Source organism: Pseudomonas sp. S2_H10 (assembly GCF_054668285.1).
In genome coordinates this window covers 3,806,499-3,830,225 of record NZ_CP162754.1, presented here as the reverse complement: position 1 = coordinate 3,830,225, position 23,727 = coordinate 3,806,499, and the positions used below count along the sequence as shown (strand labels likewise).

The 23,727-nt window shown below is 62.0% G+C and carries 17 protein-coding genes; 3 read left to right on the top strand and 14 right to left on the bottom strand.

Annotated features, from left to right (window positions below):
• Positions 1–18: 18 nt before the first annotated feature.
• On the bottom strand, positions 19–1,524 hold the full coding sequence (locus AB4O16_RS17120) for a YdgA family protein (RefSeq protein ID WP_460155371.1): 1,506 nt from the start codon (positions 1,522–1,524) through the stop codon (positions 19–21).
• A 418-nt stretch (positions 1,525–1,942) separates the two neighbouring features.
• Here AB4O16_RS17120 and AB4O16_RS17115 point away from each other — a divergent pair, with 418 nt between their 5' ends.
• Positions 1,943–2,890, top strand: a complete 948-nt coding sequence (locus AB4O16_RS17115) for an IS110 family RNA-guided transposase (RefSeq protein ID WP_460155370.1) — start codon at positions 1,943–1,945, stop codon at positions 2,888–2,890.
• A 95-nt stretch (positions 2,891–2,985) separates the two neighbouring features.
• Here the strand turns inward: AB4O16_RS17115 and AB4O16_RS17110 are convergent, their stop codons facing one another.
• The 10 genes from AB4O16_RS17110 to AB4O16_RS17065 all read right to left on the bottom strand — a co-directional run bounded on the left by AB4O16_RS17110 (position 2,986) and on the right by AB4O16_RS17065 (position 10,329).
• On the bottom strand, positions 2,986–3,621 hold the full coding sequence (locus tag AB4O16_RS17110) for an NADH:ubiquinone oxidoreductase subunit N (RefSeq protein WP_160390810.1): 636 nt from the start codon (positions 3,619–3,621) through the stop codon (positions 2,986–2,988).
• Positions 3,622–3,714: 93 nt separating this feature from the next.
• Positions 3,715–5,163 (bottom strand): efflux transporter outer membrane subunit, encoded by a 1,449-nt coding sequence (locus tag AB4O16_RS17105; RefSeq protein ID WP_460155369.1) that lies wholly within the window; start codon positions 5,161–5,163, stop codon positions 3,715–3,717.
• Positions 5,160–6,047 carry an efflux RND transporter periplasmic adaptor subunit gene (locus tag AB4O16_RS17100; RefSeq protein WP_460155368.1) on the bottom strand — a complete coding sequence of 296 codons (888 nt, stop codon included), beginning with the start codon at positions 6,045–6,047 and terminating at the stop codon, positions 5,160–5,162. Before AB4O16_RS17100 ends, AB4O16_RS17105 begins: the two co-directional genes overlap by 4 nt.
• Positions 6,044–6,253 (bottom strand): DUF1656 domain-containing protein, encoded by a 210-nt coding sequence (locus AB4O16_RS17095; RefSeq protein WP_160390813.1) that lies wholly within the window; start codon positions 6,251–6,253, stop codon positions 6,044–6,046. Before AB4O16_RS17095 ends, AB4O16_RS17100 begins: the two co-directional genes overlap by 4 nt.
• Positions 6,250–8,322 carry an FUSC family protein gene (locus AB4O16_RS17090; protein WP_460155367.1) on the bottom strand — a complete coding sequence of 691 codons (2,073 nt, stop codon included), beginning with the start codon at positions 8,320–8,322 and terminating at the stop codon, positions 6,250–6,252. Before AB4O16_RS17090 ends, AB4O16_RS17095 begins: the two co-directional genes overlap by 4 nt.
• Positions 8,319–8,747 (bottom strand): MarR family winged helix-turn-helix transcriptional regulator, encoded by a 429-nt coding sequence (locus AB4O16_RS17085; RefSeq protein WP_046040691.1) that lies wholly within the window; start codon positions 8,745–8,747, stop codon positions 8,319–8,321. Before AB4O16_RS17085 ends, AB4O16_RS17090 begins: the two co-directional genes overlap by 4 nt.
• 132 nt (positions 8,748–8,879) lie before the next feature.
• Positions 8,880–9,161 (bottom strand): type II toxin-antitoxin system RelE family toxin, encoded by a 282-nt coding sequence (locus tag AB4O16_RS17080; protein ID WP_223593278.1) that lies wholly within the window; start codon positions 9,159–9,161, stop codon positions 8,880–8,882.
• A complete protein-coding gene (locus tag AB4O16_RS17075) occupies positions 9,151–9,396 on the bottom strand; it encodes a type II toxin-antitoxin system prevent-host-death family antitoxin (protein WP_110659015.1) in 246 nt (81 codons plus the stop codon). The genes AB4O16_RS17080 and AB4O16_RS17075 overlap by 11 nt, the downstream gene beginning before the upstream one ends.
• 81 nt (positions 9,397–9,477) lie before the next feature.
• Positions 9,478–9,723 carry a DUF2789 domain-containing protein gene (locus AB4O16_RS17070; RefSeq protein WP_160390816.1) on the bottom strand — a complete coding sequence of 82 codons (246 nt, stop codon included), beginning with the start codon at positions 9,721–9,723 and terminating at the stop codon, positions 9,478–9,480.
• A gap of 144 nt (positions 9,724–9,867) precedes the next feature.
• Positions 9,868–10,329, bottom strand: a complete 462-nt coding sequence (locus AB4O16_RS17065) for an aminoacyl-tRNA deacylase (RefSeq protein ID WP_108219767.1) — start codon at positions 10,327–10,329, stop codon at positions 9,868–9,870.
• Between the two features lie 199 nt (positions 10,330–10,528).
• Between AB4O16_RS17065 and AB4O16_RS17060 the strand changes: the two genes are divergently transcribed.
• Together AB4O16_RS17060 and AB4O16_RS17055 are read left to right on the top strand one after the other, a co-directional pair.
• Positions 10,529–11,062: an NfeD family protein gene (locus AB4O16_RS17060; protein WP_460155366.1), complete on the top strand. Its 534-nt coding sequence runs from the start codon at positions 10,529–10,531 to the stop codon at positions 11,060–11,062.
• 2 nt (positions 11,063–11,064) lie between these two features.
• Positions 11,065–11,823 carry a slipin family protein gene (locus tag AB4O16_RS17055; RefSeq protein WP_103396787.1) on the top strand — a complete coding sequence of 253 codons (759 nt, stop codon included), beginning with the start codon at positions 11,065–11,067 and terminating at the stop codon, positions 11,821–11,823.
• A gap of 12 nt (positions 11,824–11,835) precedes the next feature.
• Here the strand turns inward: AB4O16_RS17055 and cysC are convergent, their stop codons facing one another.
• The 3 genes from cysC to AB4O16_RS17040 are packed head-to-tail and all read right to left on the bottom strand — an operon-like array spanning position 11,836 to position 23,652.
• Positions 11,836–12,441, bottom strand: a complete 606-nt coding sequence (gene cysC / locus AB4O16_RS17050) for an adenylyl-sulfate kinase (protein ID WP_460155365.1) — start codon at positions 12,439–12,441, stop codon at positions 11,836–11,838.
• The gene (locus AB4O16_RS17045) at positions 12,425–13,939 is read right to left on the bottom strand and encodes a TolC family protein (protein ID WP_160390819.1); all 1,515 of its coding nucleotides are present in this window, start codon (positions 13,937–13,939) and stop codon (positions 12,425–12,427) included. Before AB4O16_RS17045 ends, cysC begins: the two co-directional genes overlap by 17 nt.
• A gap of 44 nt (positions 13,940–13,983) precedes the next feature.
• Positions 13,984–23,652: an Ig-like domain-containing protein gene (locus tag AB4O16_RS17040; RefSeq protein ID WP_460158067.1), complete on the bottom strand. Its 9,669-nt coding sequence runs from the start codon at positions 23,650–23,652 to the stop codon at positions 13,984–13,986.
• Positions 23,653–23,727 lie beyond the last annotated feature (75 nt).

Sequence of the window (23,727 nt, the reverse complement as noted above, 5' to 3'; positions counted from 1 at the left end):
TCGGTTAAAGGGCCGCCGTTATTCGGTGGCTTCAGCACCCGAGAACTTGCTCATCACGAAACCGGCAAACTCTTCGACGGTCATTTTCTGGCCGTTGAAGTCCACCTGGTTGTTGGCGTAATGCAAGTTGGTGACGATGTTGTTGCCGTCCAGTTTTGCCAGTTGGCTGCCGACCGCCATGCTGCTGAACATGTCGGCGGTGGCGGTGGCCTGGTCGGCAATCAGCTTGGCGTCGGTCTGACCGTCGATTTGCGATTGCACGGTGAGCACATCGACCAGCATGGCTTTGGACACCTGCAGCTTGAAGTCCAGCAGCGCGATCAGCTGTCTGACCAATTGATCGGTCGGCAGATCGATGGCTTGTGGCTTGGTCAGGTCGAGCACCATGTTGGCGCGGCTCTCACCATTGGCTGTGTTGAACGACAGGTTTTCCAGGGCCACCTGCGGACCGGCCGCCAGCAGTTTTTCCAGGCTGGACTTGAGCAGAGCCTCTTCGGCTTCGGTCAGTTTCAGCTCCGGCGCAGGCAGGCCAGCCGCGGTGGCTTCGGCCGCTGCACGCTCATACGGCTGCAGTTTGCTCTGGTAAACCTGCATCAACGACAGGGTGGCCGGAATGTCGAGGTTCTTCAGGCTCAGGGCCAGCGCACCGGAGCCGATGGTCTTGCCGTTCAGGGACACTTCACCGACCTTGTAATCGGCACGCCCGGAGGCGTTGCTGCCCTTTTCTTCGGTCAGGTTTTTCATCTCGAATTTCTTGAAGTCCAGCACCGACTGCTTGATACCAAAGGTCGATTTTCCGCTGGCCAACTCAAGGACGTTCTCGCCGGTGTAGAAACCGTAGGTGCTTTTGGTCAGGTTGCTGGCCAGGGTCAGGCCGTTCAACTCAACCTGCACCGGCGCCTGGTCTTCGGACACGGTGGTCACTTTCAGGCTGTCCATGTAGCCGTTGGCCTTGACCTTCTGCGCCTTGGCGCTGGCGTCGACGTCCATGCTCAGGCCGGAGAATTTCAGGCTCGACTTGTCATCCAGCGCCATTTCCAGCGGCTGCAGTTCGAGGGTGCCATTGGTGGCGTTGTCGTAGCCGATATTGACCACGCCGGTCAGCGGGGATTTGTCCTTCGCGGCGGCAAACCACTTCTCGGTCAGCGGGGTCTTTTCCAGTTCGTAGTGACTGGTCGCCATGACCGGCAGCAACTTCAGCGACATCAACCGCGAGAACGGCAACGGGCCGTGTTCGATGTGATCGACAAACAGTAGCTCGACCGGCGTTTCGCCGAACATTTCACCTTCGCCCTTGAGGCGGTAGTGCGCGGTGCTGCTGAATATATGACGCTCCAGCGACACCAACTCCAGCGACGCGGTGCCGTTGGAACCGACCATGGCCGCCTGCAATTCCTTGTTGCCATCGGCAATCGAGGTGTTGAGCACACCTTCGATTTTGGTGCCGGTGAACCAGGCTCCGCCTGCGCTGATGGCACCGATTGCGACAACAATTCCCAGTAGCACGCCTGCTGATTTATTCATGTATGACCCGTTCAATGTCCGTTGTTGAAAGTGAGGTCGTCTTCCCTGAACCCATGGCGGGTTGCAGCTCGACTGCGCTGAAATTGGTATGCAGATTAGCACCGGGCGCGACGAACGGCCCAATGTTTAAAGGTGAAAGAGTGTCATGGGCAGGTTATAAAATTGGTGCACATTAGACCGCCATCGTCGGAACGCCGCCCGGACCAAGCCCGCTTGTATGGTAGGACTTGAAGGGAGGAGGAGGGACAAAGCCCGATTCTGACTGTTGACGCAGTACAGATCCGTGGGAGATTTCGCCCCTCCTCCTTTCACCCAAGCGCCGATAAAGAATGCATCTGGCTAGACCGACGATAGGAACAAGCCTGCGCCTCTGGGTGAGCCCTTCAAGTGCTCAAAACCATATCCCGGAGGAAATCCAATGGCAATGCCGGTTTCTGTCAAAAAGCCGATCGTAGGCGTGGATGTCGCCAAGAACGAACTGGTGATCTATCACGCCGAACTTGACCTGCTCGAAGAGATCCCCAACAACAAAACAGCCATCAAGCATTGGTTGAAGGTCCTGTCGGGGACTGTTGCTGTAGCCATTGAGTCGACCAATATCTATCACCTGGAGTTTGCCGATCTGGCCTATGAGGCCGGCTGCGTGATTTATATGGTGGGTGGCTATGAACTCAGCCATTACCGCAAAGGGGTGAATATCCGCGCCAAAACCGATGCGCTGGATGCCAGACTGCTCGCTCGCTATCTGAAGAACGAAGGTGATGATCTTCACCCTTGGACCCCGCCATCACCGCTGTACCGCCAGCTCTTGAGCCTTTTTCGTCGTCGCGCAGCCTTGGTTCAGGCGCGGGTCGGGCTGGTGCAAAGCTGGGCGAATGAGCCGCTGCTGAAATCTGCTTTCGCCGAGCAAGTGAAGTCCATGCAAAAGCTTGAAACGCTGGTCGAAAAGACGATTAACGATCGTCTCAAAGAAGCTGGTTTGCTCGGTCAGTTGAAGCGTTGCCTGAAAGTTGAAGGCATTGGATTTCTGACCGGAGCCCGTTTGCTCACGACGTTTCAGCGGGGCGAGTTCAGAAGCGCGGATGCGTTTATCGCCTTTCTGGGGATGGATTTACGAGTGTCGAAGTCAGGACAAAAAGACGGTCGCCGGAGTTTGACTAAGCGAGGTGACCCGGAAGCCCGCCGGCTTTTGCACAACGCGGCGATGTCGGCCAGCCGAACGTCAGCCTGGAAAGGCTTTTACGAAGAGCAAAGAGCTCGAGGCTTCAGCACCACTCAGGCACTGGTGATACTGGCTCGCAAGCTTGCTCGGATCGTATTCGCCCTACTGAAGGGGCAGAGCGAATACCAACCAAAAGCCAGTTGAGGGCTTCCCCTCAACCATAGAATCTCCCACAGGGATCACGCCATACCTGTGGGAGCTGGCTTGCCAGCGATGGCGGCAGAACAGCCACCACAAAATCAGGAATACTGGACTTCGATCTCATCCAGTTGATGGTCAAAGCTTTTGAGCCGCGCAGTCCAGGTGTAAACCAGCACTTCGAAGTCGCGGTTGATCACCGCCCCGCCCGTCACCTCCGCGCGCGGGTCGCAGACGTCCAGTTGATAACGTTCACGGGCCATGGCCGTGGCGACATCGGCCAGTTCCCGGGCATTGCTGAGCCAGTGTCGACCGTCGTCCGCCACCTGCCGGTCCAGCGCCAGGCACTGTTTTTTCAGGTTTTCGAGGCTTTTTTCCAGCGGCGTGCCGGTCAATTCGCCCATGACTTCCTGAAACGTGCGCCCCGGTTGCCAGTAACTGCCCCAGAAATAACGGTCGAACACCGTTTCGACACGACGCAGCGCCACCTTGGTGTCCCAGATCAGGACCAGGGTCTTGCCTTGTTCGAGTTGTCTTTTCTTGATGCGTTGATTCTGGACCGAGGCCCAGGCCACCACCGCAACGGACATCACCGCAATCAGCGCGACGGCACTGTCGAGGAACACCAGAGCCTTGTCGATCTGGTGGGCCAGCATGATGCCGTAGAAATAGGTGGCCGATAGCAGCACCAATGCCGCGATGGCGCACCAGAAGCCGAGAGCATAAGGGTTTTTCATTATTGGTTTCCCCCTGACCTGCGCGAGCCTTGTGCGAAGAAAGGGCGCTTTGCACGGGGCGCCCTTCCAACACTTCAAAGCATAGCAACGGCCTCAGGGTTTGCCGGGGTTCGACGCTTGCGTTCGTCCGCTTTCCCAACCGCCGCCGAGCGCGAGGAACAAATCAATCTGGCTGGCGGCAACCTGGGTGTTCGCGGCCGCCAGTTGCGCGGTGACATCGATGTAGGTGCGGGTGGCTTGCAGGTCGGCCAGGAACGAGGCGCGGCCGGCCTGGAAGAAGCGGTGCGTCTGGTCGGCCGCCAGTCTGGCCGATTGCTCGGCGTCCGCCAGGGCATCGCGACGTTGCAGCAGCGCGGTGTATTGGGCGAGGCCGGTCTGGGTTTCACGAATGGCGTTGAGCACCACCCCGTCGAAATGCGCCAGCGTCGCCTGGGTCACCGCTTCGGCTTCGCGGATGCGCGCCCGGGCGCCGTTGGTCGGCACTTTCCAGGTCAGCGACGGGCCGAAGCCCCAGCGATTGGTGGACGGGTCGCCGAGATCGTCGAGGATACCGACGGTACCGATGGTCGCGCCGATGCTGATGTTCGGGTACAGCTCGCCCGTGGCGACGCCGATACCGGCCGTCGCCGCCGCCAGGCGCCGCTCGGCCTGCCGTACATCGGGACGACGCTTGAGCAACGCGGCGCCATCGCCCACCGGAACCAATTGCGCGATTTTCGGCAACTCGTCGCAGGTAGCGGTGCCGGCCGGCAATTGGTCCACCGGCTTGGCCAGCAACATCGACAAGCGGTACAGCCCGGCCTGACGTGCCGCTTCATAACGCGGCATGTCGGCGCGCAGGGATTTGAATTGGGTCTGCGAGCGGGTGACCTGGGTTTCGTCGCCACGCCCGGCATCGCGCAGGCGCTGGATCAGCGTGGTGCTCTGGGCTTGCAGGTCGAGGGAGTGCTGGGCAATTTCCCGCTCTTCATTGGCCGCGCACACCTGGGTGTAGGCCCGGACCACGTCGGCCACCACGGTGATGCGCGCGGTATCGGCGGCGGCCTGCGTGGCATCGGCATTGGCCTTGGCCGCTTCGATGCCGCGCTGCAAGGTGCCGAACAGATCGAACTGGTACGACGCGCTGATGCCGATATCGCCGATGTTGGCCACCGGCACTTTTTCCGGCAGCAGGAAGGCCTGGCCGGACTCCTGCAAACGCTGGGCGCCCATCTGCACGCCGCCGCTCCAGCCGCCCGCCGCTTCGGCCTCGTCGATCTGGGCGCGAGACCGCGACAGGCTGGCCGCTGCCACTCGCAAATCGGTGTTGGAGGCCATGGCCTGCTGCACCAACTGGTCGAGTCGCGGATCCTTGTACAGGCGCCACCAGTCGGCCGGCACCGGTGCGGAAACCACCGTTTTACCGTCTACCGCCAGATCACCCTGCAAGTCCGCACGATGCACAGCCGCCTCTTCGGGCAAATGATAGTCCGGCCCGACCATCTGACACGCCGACAGCAGTAAGCCTAATCCGGCGACCGCCAAACCCGAGGCCTTGCTCATTGCACCGGCTCCCGTTTTTTGTCGTCGATGATCGAAACGGTGGCGGTACGCCCGGCGATCATGCGGAAATCCGCCGGTACGTCGTCGAAGGCAATCCGTACCGGAATCCGCTGGGCCAGCCGCACCCAGCTGAAGGCCGGGTTGACGTTGGGCAGCAGGTTGTTGCCGCTGGTGCGGTCGCGGTCTTCGATACCGGCGACGATGCTTTCCACATGCCCGCGCAGGCGCGCATTGTCGCCGATCACGCGGATGTCGACGCTCTGGCCGATATGGATGCCGTTCAGCTTGGTTTCTTCGAAATAGCCGTCGATGTGGAAGGAATTGCTGTCGACCACCGACAACACCGGACGCCCGGCGCTGACGAACTCTTGCGCCCGTGGCGCACGGTCGTTGACGTAGCCGTCCACCGGGCTGCGGATCACCGAGCGGTCGAGGTTGAGCTGTGCGCTGTCCACCGCCACTTGGGCTTCCATCAACGCCACTTGGGCGCGGGCCACTTTCGACTGGCTTTCTTCCAGTTGCTCACCCGGCACCAGGTTGCCAAGACCCTTGTTACGCTTGGCCTCGCGCTGGGCCTGGGCCAGGGTTTCTTCACGGTCGGCAACGGCCGCTTTCGCCTGGCGCAGTGCCAGCTTGAAACGGTCCGGATCGATGCTGAACAGCACCTGGCCGCGCTTGACCAACTGGTTGTCGCGCACTTCCACTTGCTGGATCAGCCCGGAGACATCCGGGGCGATCTGCACGATGTCGGCACGGATGTGCCCGTCGCGGGTCCAGGGCGCGAACATGTAATACATCACCATGCGCCAGACCACGACAACGGCGAAGGTCACGATCAGCAGGGTCAGCACCACGCGACCGAGGGTTAGAAACGGTTTTTTCATGTCATCAGGTATCGACTGAGTGAATCCACGACGCCAAGCAGCAGGGCGTAGAGAGCCACGTTGAACAATGCCCGGTGCCAGACCAGACGGTAAAAGTGCAGGCGCGTCAGCACCCCGTGCACCAACAGGTACAACACATACGTAATGCCCATCAGCACCAGCAGCGTGGGCAGGAACACCCCGCTGACATCCAGATCACCGATCATAAAGGCGCTCCGTCAATGCCATGGGGAAGCGGTTCTTCGAGCTCGGCCGAACCGACGAATTCGACACCGGGCAACAGCGCCAGGCGCAGGCCGCTCAGGGCGTGCAGCAAATGCCGACGGGTTTCATCATCGCCGGCACCGCTGAGGGCGCGACGGGTGCGGTCTAGGGTCATCAGCAGCGGGCTCGGTGCCGGCAAGCGTTCGCCGGCCTTGAGGCAAGCCTTGAAATACTCGCCCACCTCGGCCACCACCTGGCGCAGCAGCACTTGCGGCAATCCGAGGATGCGCGGCGTATACGCGAGCAGGTCCAACAGGTTCAGCGCCACACGCACTTCGCGCAGCGCCACGCCGGAGTCCTGGCCGGTCATGGCCAGGCGCGGCAGATGCTGCATCAGCCGATCGAGCATCCGTATGCCCAGAAGCCGATGCTCGGACAACGTGGCCGGCTCGGCGAGGCTGACAATGTCACGCCAGCTGAAACGGGTCAGGCGCTTGGCTGCCAGTTCAGCACCGAACGGCCGGGCAATCAGGGTCCAGATGAACGCGAACAGCAGCCCCATGGGCCCGGCGAGGTTGGAGTTGGCGAAACTGAGGAAGTCCGCGTCGTAGGCACCCTGAATGCTGATGAAGGACGAGGTGTTGACCAGCGTCAGCAGCATGCCCAGGTAAAACTGCGGCTTGACCGTGAGGGTGCCGACGACGATGAACGGCACGGCAAACGCCAGCACCAGCATCGGAAAGTCATGCAGGTTGGGCAGCACCAGAAACAGATAAAGGCTGGCGAACACCACCGACATCGCAGTCCAGAAAAAGAACCGGTAGATCTGCGGCGCCGGGTCGTCCATCGAGGCGAAGAAGCTGCACGCCACCGCCGCCAGGATCACTGCGCTGCCGCCATCGGTCCAGCCGAGCAAAATCCACAATACCGAGGCGACAATGATTGCCGTGACGGTCGATGCGGCGGAATAGAACATCAGGCCGCGATCCAGAAAGGGTGTCAGCCGTCCCAGACGCCAGTGCCGATACACGGCACGCCAGCTGTCCTGGCTTTCGCACTGGATGGCGTATTGCAGGCTGCGGCAGTCCTGCCACAAATCGATCCACTCGCCGAGACGGTAAATGGCGTTGGAGAACAGCAATTGCTTGCGGTCGTCAAGCGCGTCGGGCGCGGGCTGCAGGGCCTCGAGTTGATCCTTCAGGGCTTGCCAGCGCTCGAGATCGGCATCCTTGTGCTCGAGCCATTCGGTGGTGGCGACCAGCAACGGCGCAAACTTGTCCACAAGCTCGGGGGTGCGCCGCTCCAATGCGTAAAGCGCATCGTCGAGGGCATCGATGACCGGCAGCAGGTGAATCATCCGCCCACGCAATTCCTTGGTGTTGCGCACCGTCTGCGGGCGTGAGCCTTCGTGGGGCAACTGGCCGATCATCAACTCCAGGGAGTTGAACGTGGCGACCATCGCTGCGCGCAACCCGCTGACTTCTTCGGGCTGCACGTTGCGGCTGAGGAAGCGCTGGCTGTAGGTCGAGGCATCGGCAAACCATTTGCTCACCGAATCATTGAACACCGGGGCCAGGCGCCGGGGCCAGAACATCGCGCCAACCACCGCCGCCACGGCGATGCCCAGGAAGATTTCTTCGGTCCGCGCTTCGGCCACGTCCCACACCCCGAGCGGGTTGTTCACCACCGGCAGGGCAATCAACGGCAAGGTGTAGCCAGCGAGCATCAAGGCGTAGTTGTTGGCCGTGCGCAAATGCAGGGACAGAAACAGCAGCGTGCCGGTCCACAGCGCAATCACCACCACCAGCACGTAGGGGCTCTGCACGAACATCGGCACGAACAGCACGGCGGCGGCGGCGCCGATAAAGGTGCCGACCGCCCGGTACAGCGCCTTGGAAGTGGTCGGCCCGAGAAACGGGTTGGAAACGATATACACCGTGGCCATCGCCCAGTAAGGACGCGGCATTTGCATGAGCAGGGCGATGTACAGCGCGATCATCGATGCGGCGAAAGTGCGCACGCCGTAGAACCAGTCCCGTGCCGGGGGCATGCCAGAGAAAAATCCGTTCAAGAGTTGGCCACCGATGGCGGCGTGGCCGCTTCAAAAGCTCTCAGTACCCGCAGCGTAGCTTCCAGATCACTCTGGTCAATGCCTTCAAGTACTTCGTGGCGCAAGCGCACCAGTTCCACTTCGACCGCCTGCACCAGCTCACGACCGGTTTCGGTCAGGCTCAGGCATTTGGCGCGGCGATCCTGTGCATCTTCGGTGCGGCAAACGTAGCCGCCATGGCACAACTGATCGAGCAAGCGGACCAGCGACGGGCTCTCCATCCCTGCCGCCTGGGCCACCGTCACCTGACGCACACCCTCGCCCAGCCGCCCGATCATCAACAGCGGAACGGCGCAGGCTTCGGAGATTCCATAGTTGGCCAGCGTGGTCTGGCAGATTTTGCGCCAATGCCTGGCGGCCACCACCATGGCACTGCTGATGTTCATCTGGAGAAGGTCGAGGTTGTTCGGCACGAGGGAAAACACACACTGTTAGTTTGCTAACTATCAATATTGCATTGGAGGAGATTTTCCGTCAAGTTTTGAAACAATTACGTAATCGGGACCTGTCGAGAGCGATCAACGTTTCTTGGCGCGCTCATACACTTCGCTGCGCTCGCGCTTGCCTACTGCAACGACAGAAACGACGACACGCTCATCTATCACCTCGTAGACGAGTCGGTATCCAGATGATTTCAGTTTGATTTTGTAGCAGTCGGGCATGCCATGGAGTGAGTCAGACGGGATTCGAGGCAGCTCGAGCCGTTCGGCCAACTTCTTTTTGAATTGCACCCGTACCGTATGCCCCAACTTGTCCCATTCTTTGCGTGCGGACGGCAGAAACTCGAGCTTATATGTCATCCAGGGTTACCGGGATCGGCGTTTCATGACGACGAGAACGCACGATTTCCGCCAATTCCAGATCATCAAGGCGCTCCATCATGGCTTCGAACACATCGGCAGGAACCATGTAGCCCATGACGCGATTGTGATTGAGCACTGCGACGGGCCCTCCATGGGCGCCATTCAAAACGGCAGAGGGATTTTTCTTTAGTTCAGACACGCTGACAGCCATATCAGCCAAAACACTTTGCATAATTAAGACCTCAAATAAGATCTTAATTCTGGTCAATTGTTTTGATCAGAGCAACCGTTGCAGATCACCGCCTATCAGTTTTTACACCCCCCGCCCCTTCCTCAACATCACATCCAGCTGATCCACCACCTCGGCCCAATCCGCGTCATCGAGTATCTCCTCACGCAGTAGCTCGGCCTGACTCGGGTTCCAGAAAAATGCATCCGCAAGGTGCAGTTCCGGCTTGAGTGGTGAATGGGTGGCGATGAATTTATCGATGCTTTCGGCGTCGTCCGGCAGGCCGAGTTGCTTGAACAGGGATGGAAGGTTGTGGGTTGGGTTTTCCATGTCTGGCTCCTGTGAACCGTTTTAGGGACCGCTGCGCGGTCATCGCGGGCAAGCCCGCTCCCACAGGGACTGCGATTAACCTGTGGGAGCGGGCTTGCTCCGGGCGGCGTTCCGACGATGACGGCAGCATTGACGAAACAAATCTCAATGACTCAACTCCCGCACCTCCGCATGCGGCACCATTTTGAGGAACTCGGGCATGTCCATGCGCACCAGGTTCACGTGGTTGCCGGCCTCCAGATAGATGTCTTTTTGCCGGGTCAGCAGCGGGTCGATGACCACTTCCAGCCCATAGGACTCACCCAGCGCCGGTACGGCGCCGCGTTCGCAATCGTCGAACAGGTGCGCCAGGTTGCTTTCGCGGGAAACCTGCCACTCCCCGCTGCTGCGGACCTTGCTCAGGTCAAGGTGGCGGCTGGCGGGCAGCACGGCCATCAGGTAATGCCCATGGTGATCGTCGAGGATCACCGATTTGGCCACCCGCTCGGCAGGAATACCTGCGACCCGCGCCGTTTCAAGGCTGCTGGCCGAGTGTGGGTGGCTGACGATGTCGTAGTTGCATTGAGCCTTTTCCAGGCTTCGCTGCACGGTTCTTGCCATACGCATGATGCACCTCGGTGTCCGTCATGACCGCTGGCGGACGATGGTTAACGCTTTGCTTGCGTAGTGAAAGTCTAGGCCCGCCGACGGGTTCCGGCGGGAAATCCGCCCATCGGGCGTCGTCGACAATTGAGCAAAATTCATACAACCCGCGGCTCAACTAAACTGTCTACAGAGCCACCTCAAGACTCTCCCGGAGGGTCAAGTGAACACGCGTTGCTGGGCAGTTGCGTTGCTGATGGCGTTGAGCGGATCGGCCTGCGCCGCCGACACGGTCGTGGTGCTGATGCCCAAACCCGTCGGCATCTGGCTGATCACCTTCGGCATCGCGTTTCTGATCGCCGAAGCCGCCCTGCCCAATTACGGCGTGATCGGTTTGGGCGGCATCGTGATGTTCGTGATCGGCGCGGTGATCCTGACCAATACCGATGTGCCCGTGCCGCTGATGATCGGCCTGGGACTGGTCAGCGCGCTGCTGCTGATCTACCTGGTGATTCACGCCCTGAAAACGCGACCGCGCCAAATCGTCAGTGGTGATGCCGGGCTGCTCGGCAGCGTGACGGCGGTGACGTCCTTGCAGGCCGGCAACGCCTGTGGCGGCTGGGTGCATCTGCAAGGAGAACAATGGCAAGTGCTCAGTGCGACGCCACTGCAACCCGGGCAACGGGTGCGGGTGGTGGGGCGCAAGGGCTTGCTGCTGCAAGTGGCCGCGGCTGACGCGGTGCCGGGCGGAGAATAGTCATGGGTTTGCAATTGGGTCTTGTCGCGCTGCTGCTGTTGCTCATCGCACTGGCGGGGTCGACGTTCCGCATCCTGCGCGAATACGAGCGCGGCGTGGTGTTCCAGCTCGGGCGCTTCTGGCAGGTAAAGGGCCCCGGCCTGATCCTGCTGATTCCGGTGGTCCAGCAGATGGTCCGGGTCGATTTGCGCACCGTGGTGCTGGACGTGCCGCCGCAAGACGTGATCACCCGCGATAACGTATCGGTCAAGGTCAACGCGGTGCTGTATTTCCGCGTACTTGATCCGCAGAAGGCAATCATCCAGGTCGAGGACTTCCTCGCCGCCACCAGCCAGTTGGCGCAAACCACGCTGCGGGCGGTGCTGGGTAAACATGAACTGGACGAACTGCTGGCCGAGCGCGAACGCTTGAACCTGGACATCCAGCAAGTGCTCGACGCCCAGACCGACGCCTGGGGCATCAAGGTCGCCAACGTCGAGATCAAGCACGTGGACCTCAACGAATCGATGATCCGCGCCATCGCCAAGCAGGCCGAAGCCGAACGGGAACGGCGAGCCAAGGTGATCCACGCCGAAGGCGAGTTGCAGGCCTCGGAAAAACTCATGCAGGCCGCCGAAATGCTTGGCCGCCAACCGGGGGCCATGCAGTTGCGCTACATGCAGACCCTGAGTTCGATTGCCGGCGACAAGAGCTCGACCATCGTCTTTCCGCTGCCGATCGAGTTGCTCAAGGGCATGGCGGACTTGTCCTCGAAACCTTGAACGCCGTCCGGCTCAGGTCCCGGGCAGGACTTCGGATTCAGCCAGCCAGGTCAACAGTCGATCAAGGCAGGCCTCGACCGTTTGCATCCCGGTATCGAGGACCAGCGCCGCATCGACCGGCGCCTGATACGGCGCAGACACCCCGGTAAACCCGGCCAACTCACCGCGTCGGGCGCGGGCATAGTGACCTTTCGGATCACGCTGCTCGCATACCGCCAGGGGCGCGTTGCACCAGACTTCCCGATAGTCGTCACCGAGCCGCCGGGCGAACACATCGCGCAGTTCCACCAACGGCGCAATCATCGCCAGGATCACGATTTGTCCGTTCTCCACCAGCAACGACGCCAGCTCACTGGCGCGGCGGATGTTCTCCTGACGATCGCTGTCGCCAAAGCCCAGGTCCCGATTGAGCCCCACCCGCAGCCCGTCACCATCGAGCACCACGCTCTGCAGGCCGCGGGCAAACAACTCGGCGTGCAGCGCTTGCGCGAGGGTCGACTTGCCCGCCGCCGGCAGGCCGGTCAGCAGGATCGCCGCGCCGCGATGGCCGTTGCGCCGCTCGCGCTGGGTCCGGCTGACGCTGGCGCTCGGGGCCTTCACGTCAACGCACGGGGGCATGCGTCACCGGCTCCGTAATATCACCTGCCGCCCAGGCCGCTTCGCGGTTGGCCAGGGCCGTGGCGATGGACTGGACCTGCGTCGACTGCACCTGATCCGGCAGCGGGTCGAGGCCGGCGCTGGCGAAGATTTGGCCATAGGCATTGCGCAGGTCGGCGTAGGACAGGTCACGACGCAGGTCGGCCTGCAAGGTATTGAGTTCACCCTGGATCAGATCCAGCTCACCAATGCCGTCCGCCTGGTGGCGGTTGCGCAACTGACCGACGATTTGCCCGTCGATGTCCGACAATTGCTGATTGGTCTTGAACTGGCGCAAGGCCTCGCGGTAGTTGGCGTTGGCCACATACAGCTGCGCCAGCACGGCAATCGACATGGCCTGACGGCGCGCAGTGGCGACTTCTTCACCGGCCTTGGCCACGTTGATGGCCGCAGGAGCCGAGATCACGTTGAACAGGTTCCAGGTGACTTTGACGCCGTAGTCGGCCCAGCCTTGCTCGACCAGGAACGAGTTGCTGTCGTAGTGTCCGCCAGCGGAGAACTCCAGGCCTGGCAGCAGGCGCAACATGGCCTTGCGCGTCTCGGCCGCGCTGATGCGGGTCTGATAATCCTGTTCGCGCAGTTCCGGGCGGCTGGTCAGGGCTTCCTGTTCGAGGCTGGCCAGATCGACCTTGAGCTCGGGAATCTCATAACCGCTATCGGTCGCCAGGGTCAGCTCGGTGCCCATCGGCAGGTTGATCAGGGTCGCCAGTTCGGTCTTGGCCAGCGACAACGCACGACGCTGCTCTTCCAGCTGGCGTGTCGCTTCAATCAGCGAACGCTGATAACCGAGGGCCTGGACCGGGTCGCCAATGCGTTGCTGGCTCATGCTCTGGCTGTCGTTGCGCGCGGTTTCAACACGCGCCATCAAGCTATCGATCTGCTTGAGCAGGCGCTCGGCAGCCATCGCCCGCCAGTACGCCGAACGCACGTCCTGGACGATGGTGTTGATCACCTTGCGGCGACGCTCCTGCACGATCAGGCGCTGGTCGCCCTGCTGCTTGGCGCTGATGTAACTGACACCGAAATCGAGCACGTTCCAGACCATGGTCAGGTCCGCTACATCACGGTCGCGGTCCTGGGAGGTCGAAGGTTCCAGGGACTGCGTGCCGGTGCGCACACTCTGGCTGCTGGAGGCGTTGACGTTGTTGCGGCCCACGTACCCGGCGTCCAGCGCCATGCGCGGCAGCATGTCGAAACTGGCGAGGTCGAGCTGACGCTTGGCCAGGGCCTCCTCCATGATTTTCAACCGGCCTTCAAGGTTGTACTTCACCGCACGGGCCATGGCCTGGTGCAGGGTCAACGGGCCGCCAAGAGGCTCCTGCCCCTGGTACATGCTCTGCAGGTCACTTTTGGCCCGCTGCTCACTGACGCTGCGCTCGATCGGCTCACTGGTGACTGCGCATCCGCTGATCGCCAGTGCCAGCAGGCTGGCGCCGAACAACTTATGACTTGTTTTCATCCTTGCATTGCCCCTGGGTACCGCATCAAAAGTGAAGGTTTTCATCAGGCCTGCATTTCGCTGATGCCGGCCAGTTTCAAAGCGGCGGCCAGGCTGTCGACCTGCTGCTGCTCGTTGTCTTTGAGCTGTTGCAATTGCTGACCCAGGGTCGGCGCGCCAAACACCCCGCGCAGGCCCTGGGAAACATCGCCGGACTTGATCGACTGACTGCCGAAGGCGTTCAACGAATCGCGCTCGGCACTGTTGTCCTGATTGAACAGGCTCGACAGCGTGCTGGTGCTGAACACTCCGCCGTCGCCGCCACCGAAACCGAGGAAACCATGCCCCGAACCATCGCCACCGCTGTCATCGCTGCTGAACACCTGGGCGATGAAGCTCGGGGTCAATGCGCCGTGGTTCATGAAAATATCGCCCAACGGCCGGATGCCATTGCCGATCACCCGCTGTTCGAACAACGGCTGGAAGGTCAACGGTGAAGCGAGATTGCCCACCGGTGGCGTGAAAACGAACGGTTGCAGCGGCACGTTGGGTACATCGGGCAACGTCACCGGGGTACTGCTTTGGAACTCGGGGTCTACCGTTACGACGACAACCGATGAGGTCGGTACCGTGTTGATCACAAAGTTGTCGGACTGGCTCACGCCGCTGCCACTGTTGCCGGCCATGTCGCTGATACCGGCGCGGTTGATGCTGATGGCGTTGCGGGCGAAGTTGATATTGGCCGTCGGTGTCAGCGTCGCCGTCCAGGTCTTGCCGCCGTCGCTGCTGCGCAGGTCGGACAAGGTGCCGTTGGCAATGCTGATGTCGGACAAGTCAAAGCCGCTGACCGCTTCGCTGAAGGTGATGGTCACCTGCGAGGTCTGGCCCACGCCCAGGTTCGGATTGGCGACCACGACAGTGGCGCTCGGCAGCTCGCTGTCGAGGGTGTAATTGTTCGACACCGCCACCGTGTTGCCAGTGTTGCCCACCAGATCGGTGACGTTGCGGGTGTCCAGCGCGATGAAGTTGCTTGGGTCGGTGACATTGGCCGTCGGCGTGAAGGTCGCCGTCCAGGTCTTGCCGCCATCGCTGCTGCCGAGATTGCTCAGCTCGCCGTTGGTCACGCTCAGGTCGGACTGGTCGAAGTGGCTGACCGCCTCACTGAAGGTGAAGGTCACCGTGGTGGTCTGGCCGATACCGAGGTTCGGGTTGGTTACCACGATGGTCACCGTAGGCCGGGTCGCATCGAGCGCGTAGTTGTCGGAGACGGCGATGCTTGCGCCAAAGTTGCCGGCAACGTCCTGCACGCGCCCGGTGTCGAGCACGATCAGGTTGGTTGCGTCGCTGACATTGGCAGTCGGTGTGAATGTCGCGGTCCAGGTCACGCCGCCATCGCGGCTGCTCAGGTTCGACAGCGCGCCATTGGCAACGCTGATGTCCGACACATCGAGACCGCTCACCGCCTCGCTGAAGGTGATGGTCACGGTGGTGGTTTGGCCGATACCGAGCTGCGTGTCGGCAACCACGATGGTCGCGGTCGGCAGCGCGGTGTCGATGGCAAAATTGTTCGAGTCGGTGGTGCCTGCCCCCGTGTTGCCCGACAAATTGGCCACGCCGCTGTTGTCGAGGGTGATCAGGTTGCTGGCGTCGGTAACGTTCGAGCCTGGCGTAAAGACCGCCGTCCAGGTGATGCCGCCGTCGCTGCTGCTGACGTTGCTCAACGTACCGTTGGCGATGGTCAGGTCGGCATTGCTGAAACCGTTGACCGCCTCACTGAAGGTGATGGTCACCAGGGTTGTTTCGCCGGCCTTGAGCGCGGTGTCGGCGATCACGATGCTGGCGCTCGGCACACTGGTTTGCACCAGGTAATTCGCCGAGTCGGTCACTCCGCTTCCGGCGTTGCCTGCCGCGTCGGTGACACCGGCGTTGTTCAGGCTGATCAGATTGGAGGTGTCGGTGATCGCGGCCGTCGGGGTGAAAGTCGCGGTCCAGGTAAGGCCCCCGTCGCTGCTGCTCAACCCGCTCAAGGTGCCGTTGGCGACGCTCAGGTCAGCACTGTCCAGACCACTGACCGCTTCGCTGAAGGTGATGGTCACCAGGGTCGTTTCGCCGGGCCGCAGGTCGGTGTCGGCCATGACGATGGTGGCGGTCGGGCGCTGGCTGTCGATCGCGTAATTGTTCGAATCGGTAGTGCCGCTCCCGGCATTGCCCGCCGCATCCTGAACACCGCTGTTATCGAGGCGGATGAGGTTGCTGGTGTCGGTGATCGCCACCAGCGGTGTCAGGGTGGCAGTCCAGGTGATGCCGCCGTCGCTGCTGCTCAGCGCACTCAGGGTGCCATTGTCGATGGTCAGGTCGGCGTTGGTGAAGCCGGTCACGGCTTCGGAGAAGGTGATGGTCACCAACGAAGTTTCACCAACTTTCAGGGCATTGTCGGCGACCACGATGGTGGCCGTCGGCAGCACGGTGTCGATGGTGAAGTTGGCGGAATTGGTCGTGCCGGTGCCGGCGTTGCCCGCGAGGTCGGCGATCCCGGTGTTGTCCATGGTGATCAGGTTGCTCGTGTCGTTGACCGAGCTGTTCGGTGTGAAGATCGCCGTCCAGGTAATGCCGCCGTCACTGCTACTCACCGCACTCAGGGTGCCGTTGGGAACGGACAGGTCAGCGTTGCTGAAACCGCTCACCGGCTCGCTGAAGGTGATGGTCACCAGGGTCGTTTCACCGGCGCTCAGGGTCGGGGCGGCCAGGACAATGGTCGCAGTCGGACGCAAGGTATCGACGGCATAGTTGTTCGAGTCGGTGGTACCGCTGCCGGCGTTGCCCGCCAGGTCAGCGATCCCGCTGTTGTCCAGAGTGATGACGCTGCTGGTATCGGTGATGCTGGAGGTCGGCGTGAAGGTCGCTGTCCAGGTGATGCCGCCGTCGCTGCTGCTCAAGGCGCTCAAAGTGCCGTTGGTTACGGCCAGGTCGGCGGTCGTGAGGCCAGTCACCGCTTCACTGAACGTAATCGTCACTAGCGTGGTTTCGCCGACATTCAAGGCATTGTCGGCAACCACGATGGCGGCGCTCGGGCGCGCGGTGTCGATAGCGTAGTTGTTGGAATCGGTGGTGCCGCTGCCTGCGTTGCCAGAGGCATTCTGCACGCCGCTGTTGTCCAGGGTGATCAGGTTGCTGGCGTCGGTGATGTCGGTGGTCGGCGTGAAAGTCGCCGTCCAGGTGATGCCGCCATCGCTGCTGCTCACCGCACTCAGGGTGCCGTTGGCGATGGTCAGGTCGGCGTTGCTGAAACCGCTTACCGCTTCGCTGAAGGTGATGGTCACCAGCGAGGTTTCGCCGACGTTCAGGGCATTGTCGGCAACCACGATGGTGGCGGTCGGCAGCACGGTGTCGATGGTGAAATTGGCGGAGTTGGTCGTGCCGGTGCCGGCGTTGCCCGCGAGGTCGGCGATGCCAGTGTTGTCGAGGGTGATCAGGTTGCTCGTGTCGTTGACCGCGACGTTCGGCGTGAAGGTCGCCGTCCAGGTGATGCCGCCGTCGCTGCTGCTGACCGCACTCAAGGTGCCGTTGGGGACGGACAGGTCAGCGTTGCTGAAACCGCTGACTGCCTCGGAGAAGGTGATGGTCACCAGCGAGGTTTCACCGGCACTCAGCGTCGGGTCGGCCAGCACGATCGTCGCGGTCGGAAGCTGAGTGTCGATCGCGTAATTGTTCGAGTCCGTGACGCCGCTGCCGGCGTTGCCCGACAGATCGGCAATGCCGGTGTTGTCCAAAGTCACCACGTTGGTGGTATCGGAGATGCCAGTGGACGGAGTGAAGGTCGCCGTCCAGGTGACGCCGCCGTCGCTGCTGCTCAAACCGCTCAATGTGCCGTTGGCCACGGTCAGGTCGGCGGTCGTGAGCCCCGTCACCGCTTCATTGAACGTGATCGTCACCAGCGAGGTTTCGCCGACGTTCAGGGCCGTGTCGGCGACCACAATAGTCGCGGTCGGGCGCTGGGTGTCGATGGCGTAGTTGTTGGAGTCGGTGGTGCCGCTGCCCGCGTTGCCGGAGGCGTTCTGCACACCACTGTTGTCCAGGGTGATCAGGTTGCTGGCGTCGGCGATGTCGGCGGTAGGTGTAAAGGTAGCCGTCCAGGTGATGCCGCCATCGCTGGAACTCACTGCGCTCAGGGTTCCGGTGGCGATGCTCAGGTCAGCGTTGCTGAAACCGCTCACCGCTTCGCTGAAGGTAATGGTCACCAGCGAGCTTTCACCGACGTTCAGGGCAGTGTCGGCCACCACGATGGTGGCGGTCGGCAACACGGTGTCGATGGTGAAATTGGCCGAATTGGTCGTGCCAGTGCCGGCGTTGCCCGCGAAGTCGGCGATCCCGGTGTTGTCCAGGATGATCAGGTTGCTCGTGTCGTTGACCGCGACGTTCGGCGTGAAAGTCGCCGTCCAGGTGATGCCGCCATCGCTGCTGCTGACCGCACTCAAGGTGCCGTTGGGGACGGACAGGTCAGCGTTGGTGAGACCGCTCACGGTTTCACTGAAGGTGATAGTCACCTGGGTTGTTTCACCGGCACTCAGTGTCGGGTCGGACAGCACAATGGTCGCGGTCGGGCGCTGGGTGTCGATCGAGTAGTTGTTCGAATCGGTGGTACCGCTGCCGGCGTTGCCCGCGTGGTCAGTAACCCCGGTGTTGTCCAGGGTCACCACATTCGTCGTGTCAGTGATGCTGGCACTCGGTGTGAAGGTCGCTGTCCAGGTGATACCGCCGTCGCTGCTGCTCAAACCGCTCAAAGTGCCGTTGGCCACGGTCAGGTCTGCTGTCGTGAGCCCCGTCACCGCTTCATCGAATGTGATCGTCACCAGCGAGGTTTCACCGATGGCCAGCGAGTTGTCGGCCACGACGATGGTCGCGCTCGGGCGCGCGGTGTCGATGGCGTAGTTGTTCGAATCAGTGGTGCCGCTGCCCGCGTTGCCGGAGCTGTTCACTACGCCGCTGTTGTCCAGGCTGATCAGGTTGGTGGCGTCGGTGATGTCGACGCCAGGTGTGAAAGTCGCCGTCCAGGTGACGCCGCCATCGCTGCTGCTCACTGCGCTCAGGGTGCCGTTGGCGATGGTCAGGTCGGCATTGCTGAAACCACTTACCGCTTCGCTGAAGGTGATGGTCACCAGCGAGGTTTCGCCGACGTTCAGGGCAGTGTCGGCAACCACGATGGTGGCGGTCGGCAGCACGGTGTCGATGGTGAAATTGGCGGAGTTGGTCGTGCCGGTGCCGGCGTTGCCCGCGAGGTCGGCGATCCCGGCGTTGTTCAGGGTGATCAGGTTGGTCGTGTCATTGGTGCTCGCGTTCGGGGTGAACGTGGCGGTCCAGGTAATGCCCCCGTCGCTGCTGTTCACCGAGGTCAAGGTGCCGTTGGGAACGGACAGCTCAGCGTTGCTGAAACCGCTCACCGCCTCGCTGAAGGTGATGGTCACCAGCGAGGTTTCACCGGCACTCAGGGTCGGATCGGCCATGACAATGGTCGCGGTCGGGCGCTGGCTGTCGATGACGTAGTTATTCGAATCCGTGGTGCCGCTGCCGCTGTTGCCCGCCACATCGGTCACACCGGTATTGGCCAGGGTGATCAGGTTGCTTGTGTCGGTGATGCCGGCCGTCGGAGTAAATGTCGCGGTATAGGTGATGTTGTCCGACGTGGCCAGCCCACTGAGCGTGCCGTTGGCCACTGTCATGTCGGCCAGGGTGAACCCGGTCACTGCTTCGCTGAAGGTGATGGTGATCGTGGTTGTCTGGCCCACGGCCAGTGCCGGGTCGGTGACCACGATGGTCGCGGTCGGACGCTGGGTGTCGATGGCGTAATTGTTCGAGTCGGTGGTACCGCTGCCCGCATTGCCGGAAGCATTCTGCACACCACTGTTGTCCAGGGTGATCAGGTTGGTGGCGTCGGTGATGGTTGCGGTGGGTGTAAAGGTCGCCGTCCAGGTGATGCCGCCATCGCTGCTGCTCACCGCAGTGAGCGTACCGTTGGCGATGGTCAGGTCGGCATTGCTGAAACCGCTCACCGCTTCACTGAAGGTGATGGTCACCAGCGAGTTTTCGCCGACGCTCAGGGCAGTGTCGGCCACCACGATGGTGGCGGTCGGCAATACGGTGTCGATGGTGTAGTTGGCGGAATTGGTCGTGCCGGTGCCGGCGTTGCCCGCAAGATCGGCGATGCCAGTGTTGTCCAGGACGATCAGGTTGCTCGTGTCGTTGACCGCGACGTTCGGCGTGAAGGTCGCCGTCCAGGTGATGCCGCCGTCGCTGCTGCTCACCGCGCTCAACGTGCCGTTGGGAACGGACAGGTCAGCGTTGCTGAAACCGTTCACCGCCTCGCTGAAGGTGATGGTCACCAGCGAGGTTTCGCCGGCGCTCAATGTCGTATCGGCCAGCACGATCGTGGCGGTCGGACGAACAGTGTCGACGGCATAGTTGTTCGAGTCGGTGGTGCCGCTGCCGGCGTTGCCCGCCAGATCGCTGACCCCGGTGTTGTCCAGGGTGATCAGGTTGGTCGTATCGTTGATACTCGCGAAAGGCGTGAAGGTTGCCGTCCAGGTGATGCCGCCATCGTTGCTGCTGACGGCTGTCAGCGTGCCGTTGGTAATGGTCAGGTCGGCGTTGGTGAAACCGCTGACCGCCTCACTGAAGGTGATCGTCACCAGCGAGGTTCCGCCGATTCCCAGCAAGGTGTCCGTCATCACGATAGTTGCCGTTGGCCGCACGGTGTCAATAGCGTAGTTGTTGGAGTCGGTGGTGCCGCTGCCGGCGTTGCCCGCCAGATCAGCCACGTCGGTGTTGTCCAGGGTGATCAGGTTGGTCGTATCAGTGATGCTGGCGGTTGGCGTAAAGGTTGCCGTCCAGGTGATGCCGCCGTCGCTGCTGCTCACCGAGGTCAACGTGCCGTTGGTAATGGTCAGGTCGGCGTTGGTGAAGCCGCTGACCGCCTCACTGAAGGTGATCGTCACCAGCGAGGTTTCGCCGATTCTCAATGCCGTGTCCGCCACCACGATAGTGGCGGTCGGACGCAGCGTATCGATCACATAGTTGTTCGAATTGGTCGTACCAGTGCCGGCATTGCCCGCCAGATCTGCCACGCCGCTATTGGCCAGGGTCAAGACATTGGTGGTGTCGGAAACCGACGCCGTCGGCGTAAACGTTGCCGTCCAGGTGATCCCGCCGTCGCTGCTGTTCAAGCCGCTCAACGTGCCGTTAGCCGAGGTCAGGTCAGCGATCGTGAGCCCCGTCACCGCTTCATTGAACGTGATCGTCACCAGCGAGGTTTCGCCGACGTTCAGGGCCGTGTCGGCGACCACAATAGTCGCCGTCGGTCGCACGGTATCGATGGCGTAGTTGCCGGAATCGGTGGTGCCACTGCCGGCGTTGCCCGCCAGGTCATTGACCCCGGTGTTGTCCAGGGTGATCAGATTGGTCGCGTCGGTGATGCTGCCGGTCGGAGTGAAGGTCCCCGTCCAGGTGATGCCGCCATCGCTGCTGCTGACGGTTGTCAGCGTGCCGTTGGCTATGGTCAGGTCCGCGTTGGTGAGACCCGTGACCGCTTCGCTGAAGGTGATGGTCACCAGCGAGGTCTCGCCGACTTTGAGGGCCGTATCGGCAAACACGATGATGGCCGTCGGGCGTACGGTGTCGACCGCATAGTTATTGGAGTCGGTGGTGCCGACGCCCGCTACGCTGCCCGTGACAGTCTGTACGCCGGTATTGTCCAGGGTGATGATGTTGGTGGTGTCGCTGATGGATGCACTTGGCGTGAACGTCGCAGTCCAGGTGACTCCGTCACTGCTGGTCACTGCACTTAAACTGCCATTGGCAATGGCCAGGTCGGCATTGCTGAAGCCGGTCACCGCGGCACTGAAGGTAATGGTCACCAGCGAGGTCTCACCGATGGTCAGTGCAGTGTCGGCGACCACGATGGTGGCGGTGGGTGGTTCGACGTAATTGTTGATGAGAATGCTGTCGTTGCGCAGGTTGGTGACGGCTGTCGGCGAGCTGCCCGTGATGCCACCACCCGCCGCGTTGCCGGCTGTACCGCTGGCACCGACGTTGCCGCTCAAGGCTGCGAAATTCGCCGCCGTCATCACCAGCGTGCCTTTGTTCCAGATGCCGCCGATGCCCTGACCCGCAGCACCGCCATTATCCGCACTGCCGCCAACGCTGCCGTCCCCGCCACCACCGCCACCGCCACCGCCGGCGGCAATATTGCCGGAGATCTGCGAAGTGCCGATGACCGTCAGGGTGCCGGTGTTGTAGATACCGCCGGCGGCCGAACCGCCAATACCGCCGACCTTGTCAAAACCGGAGCCGCCGCCGCCGCCCCCGACAGCAATCGTGCCATTGCTCGCCGAACCGCCTGCACCACCGGTGCTGTAACCCGAAATAGGTGTAGCAACGCTGCCGGCACCGCCACTGCCGTCAAGGTTGCCACCCCGGCCATTGAGGGTGACGCCGTTATAACTACCGCCCGCCCCGCCCACGCCTGAACCGCCTGCGCCACCGGCATAGGTGGGTACCGCGTAGTTCGAATGCGCGCTGCCGCCAGAGCCGCCTCCCGCACCGCCGACGCCACCGCCACCGCCACCGCCGCCACCTGCATAAGTCGGCGTCACGCCGCCACCGCCACCACCGCCAGACGCAGCGTTGGCGGTCACACTGACGTTTTTCAGGGTCAGGTTGCCGGCGTTCAAGATGCCGCCACCCAAGGCGCTTTCGCCCTCGAAACCTCCGTTGCCGCCGTTGCCGGCGGCCAGGCCCTTGGTGATGACCAAGCCGTCGAGCTGCACGGTGCTGCCCGACGCAACCTCGATCACACGGGTCTTGTATTGGCCGCTGAGGGTGATGTCGGCCACGCCGTCGTTGTTCAGGTCGCCATCGACGGTGACGTTCTTGTTGATCAACAACTCAGTGTTCAAACCAATGGTCGTGCCGGCCAGAGCGGCGTCGAAGGTGACGAGGTCGCCGTTCTGCGCCGAAGCCAGCTGCGCGCGCAACGAACCTCCGCCAGAATCGAGGTTGTTGGTGGCCGACCAACTGGCCAGGCCCCACTGGTAATCGCTCATGGCTTGCGCCGACAGCACGCTGGCGCTTTCGATGTTGCCGGTGGAGATTTCCAGATCCCAGTCGCCGCCCACGCCGGTACGGTTGATCGAAGCGGCTACATCGCGGCCGGTCATTTGCGCCAGCGAGTCGACAAAACTCAGGCCGCGCTCGCCTTCGGCGGTGTAGCAGCCGTAGATCAGGATGTCGCCGCCGGCGTTCATGTCCTTGCCGATTTCCGCCAGCACCGCGCTGCGGGCGGCGACGTTGTCGGCCGACAGATAGCTGTCGCCCAGCCACAGGTCGCCGGCGTTGCCGTGGGCGATGATCTGCACCGAGCTGACGCCCTGGTGCTGGTCGAGGTAATCGGCAATCTGTTGCAGCCCGTCCTTGCCCGCGTCCAGTTTCACCACCTGGGTCCCGGGGGCGACGCCTTGCAGCAGGCTGTCGGCATCTTTGACCCGCGAGTCGACGAACACCACGCTTTGCCCGGGCACGGCCACGGGGCTGGCGGCAGGCGTGGCATCGGCCTGGCCATGGGTGTCCTTGCTGGCCGTCGGCTGATCGGCAGTCGGCGCCTTGGCGGCATCGGCGGTGGAATGGCTGTCGGCCTGGGCGGCGGTATCGGCCACCGTGGCGGCGACGGCACCGTCGAACAGCATGCGCGGTTCAAGCGACATGATCATGGGCGCCGCCGGCGTCCGCTGGGCTTCAGTTACCCGTGACTTTGCCTTTGC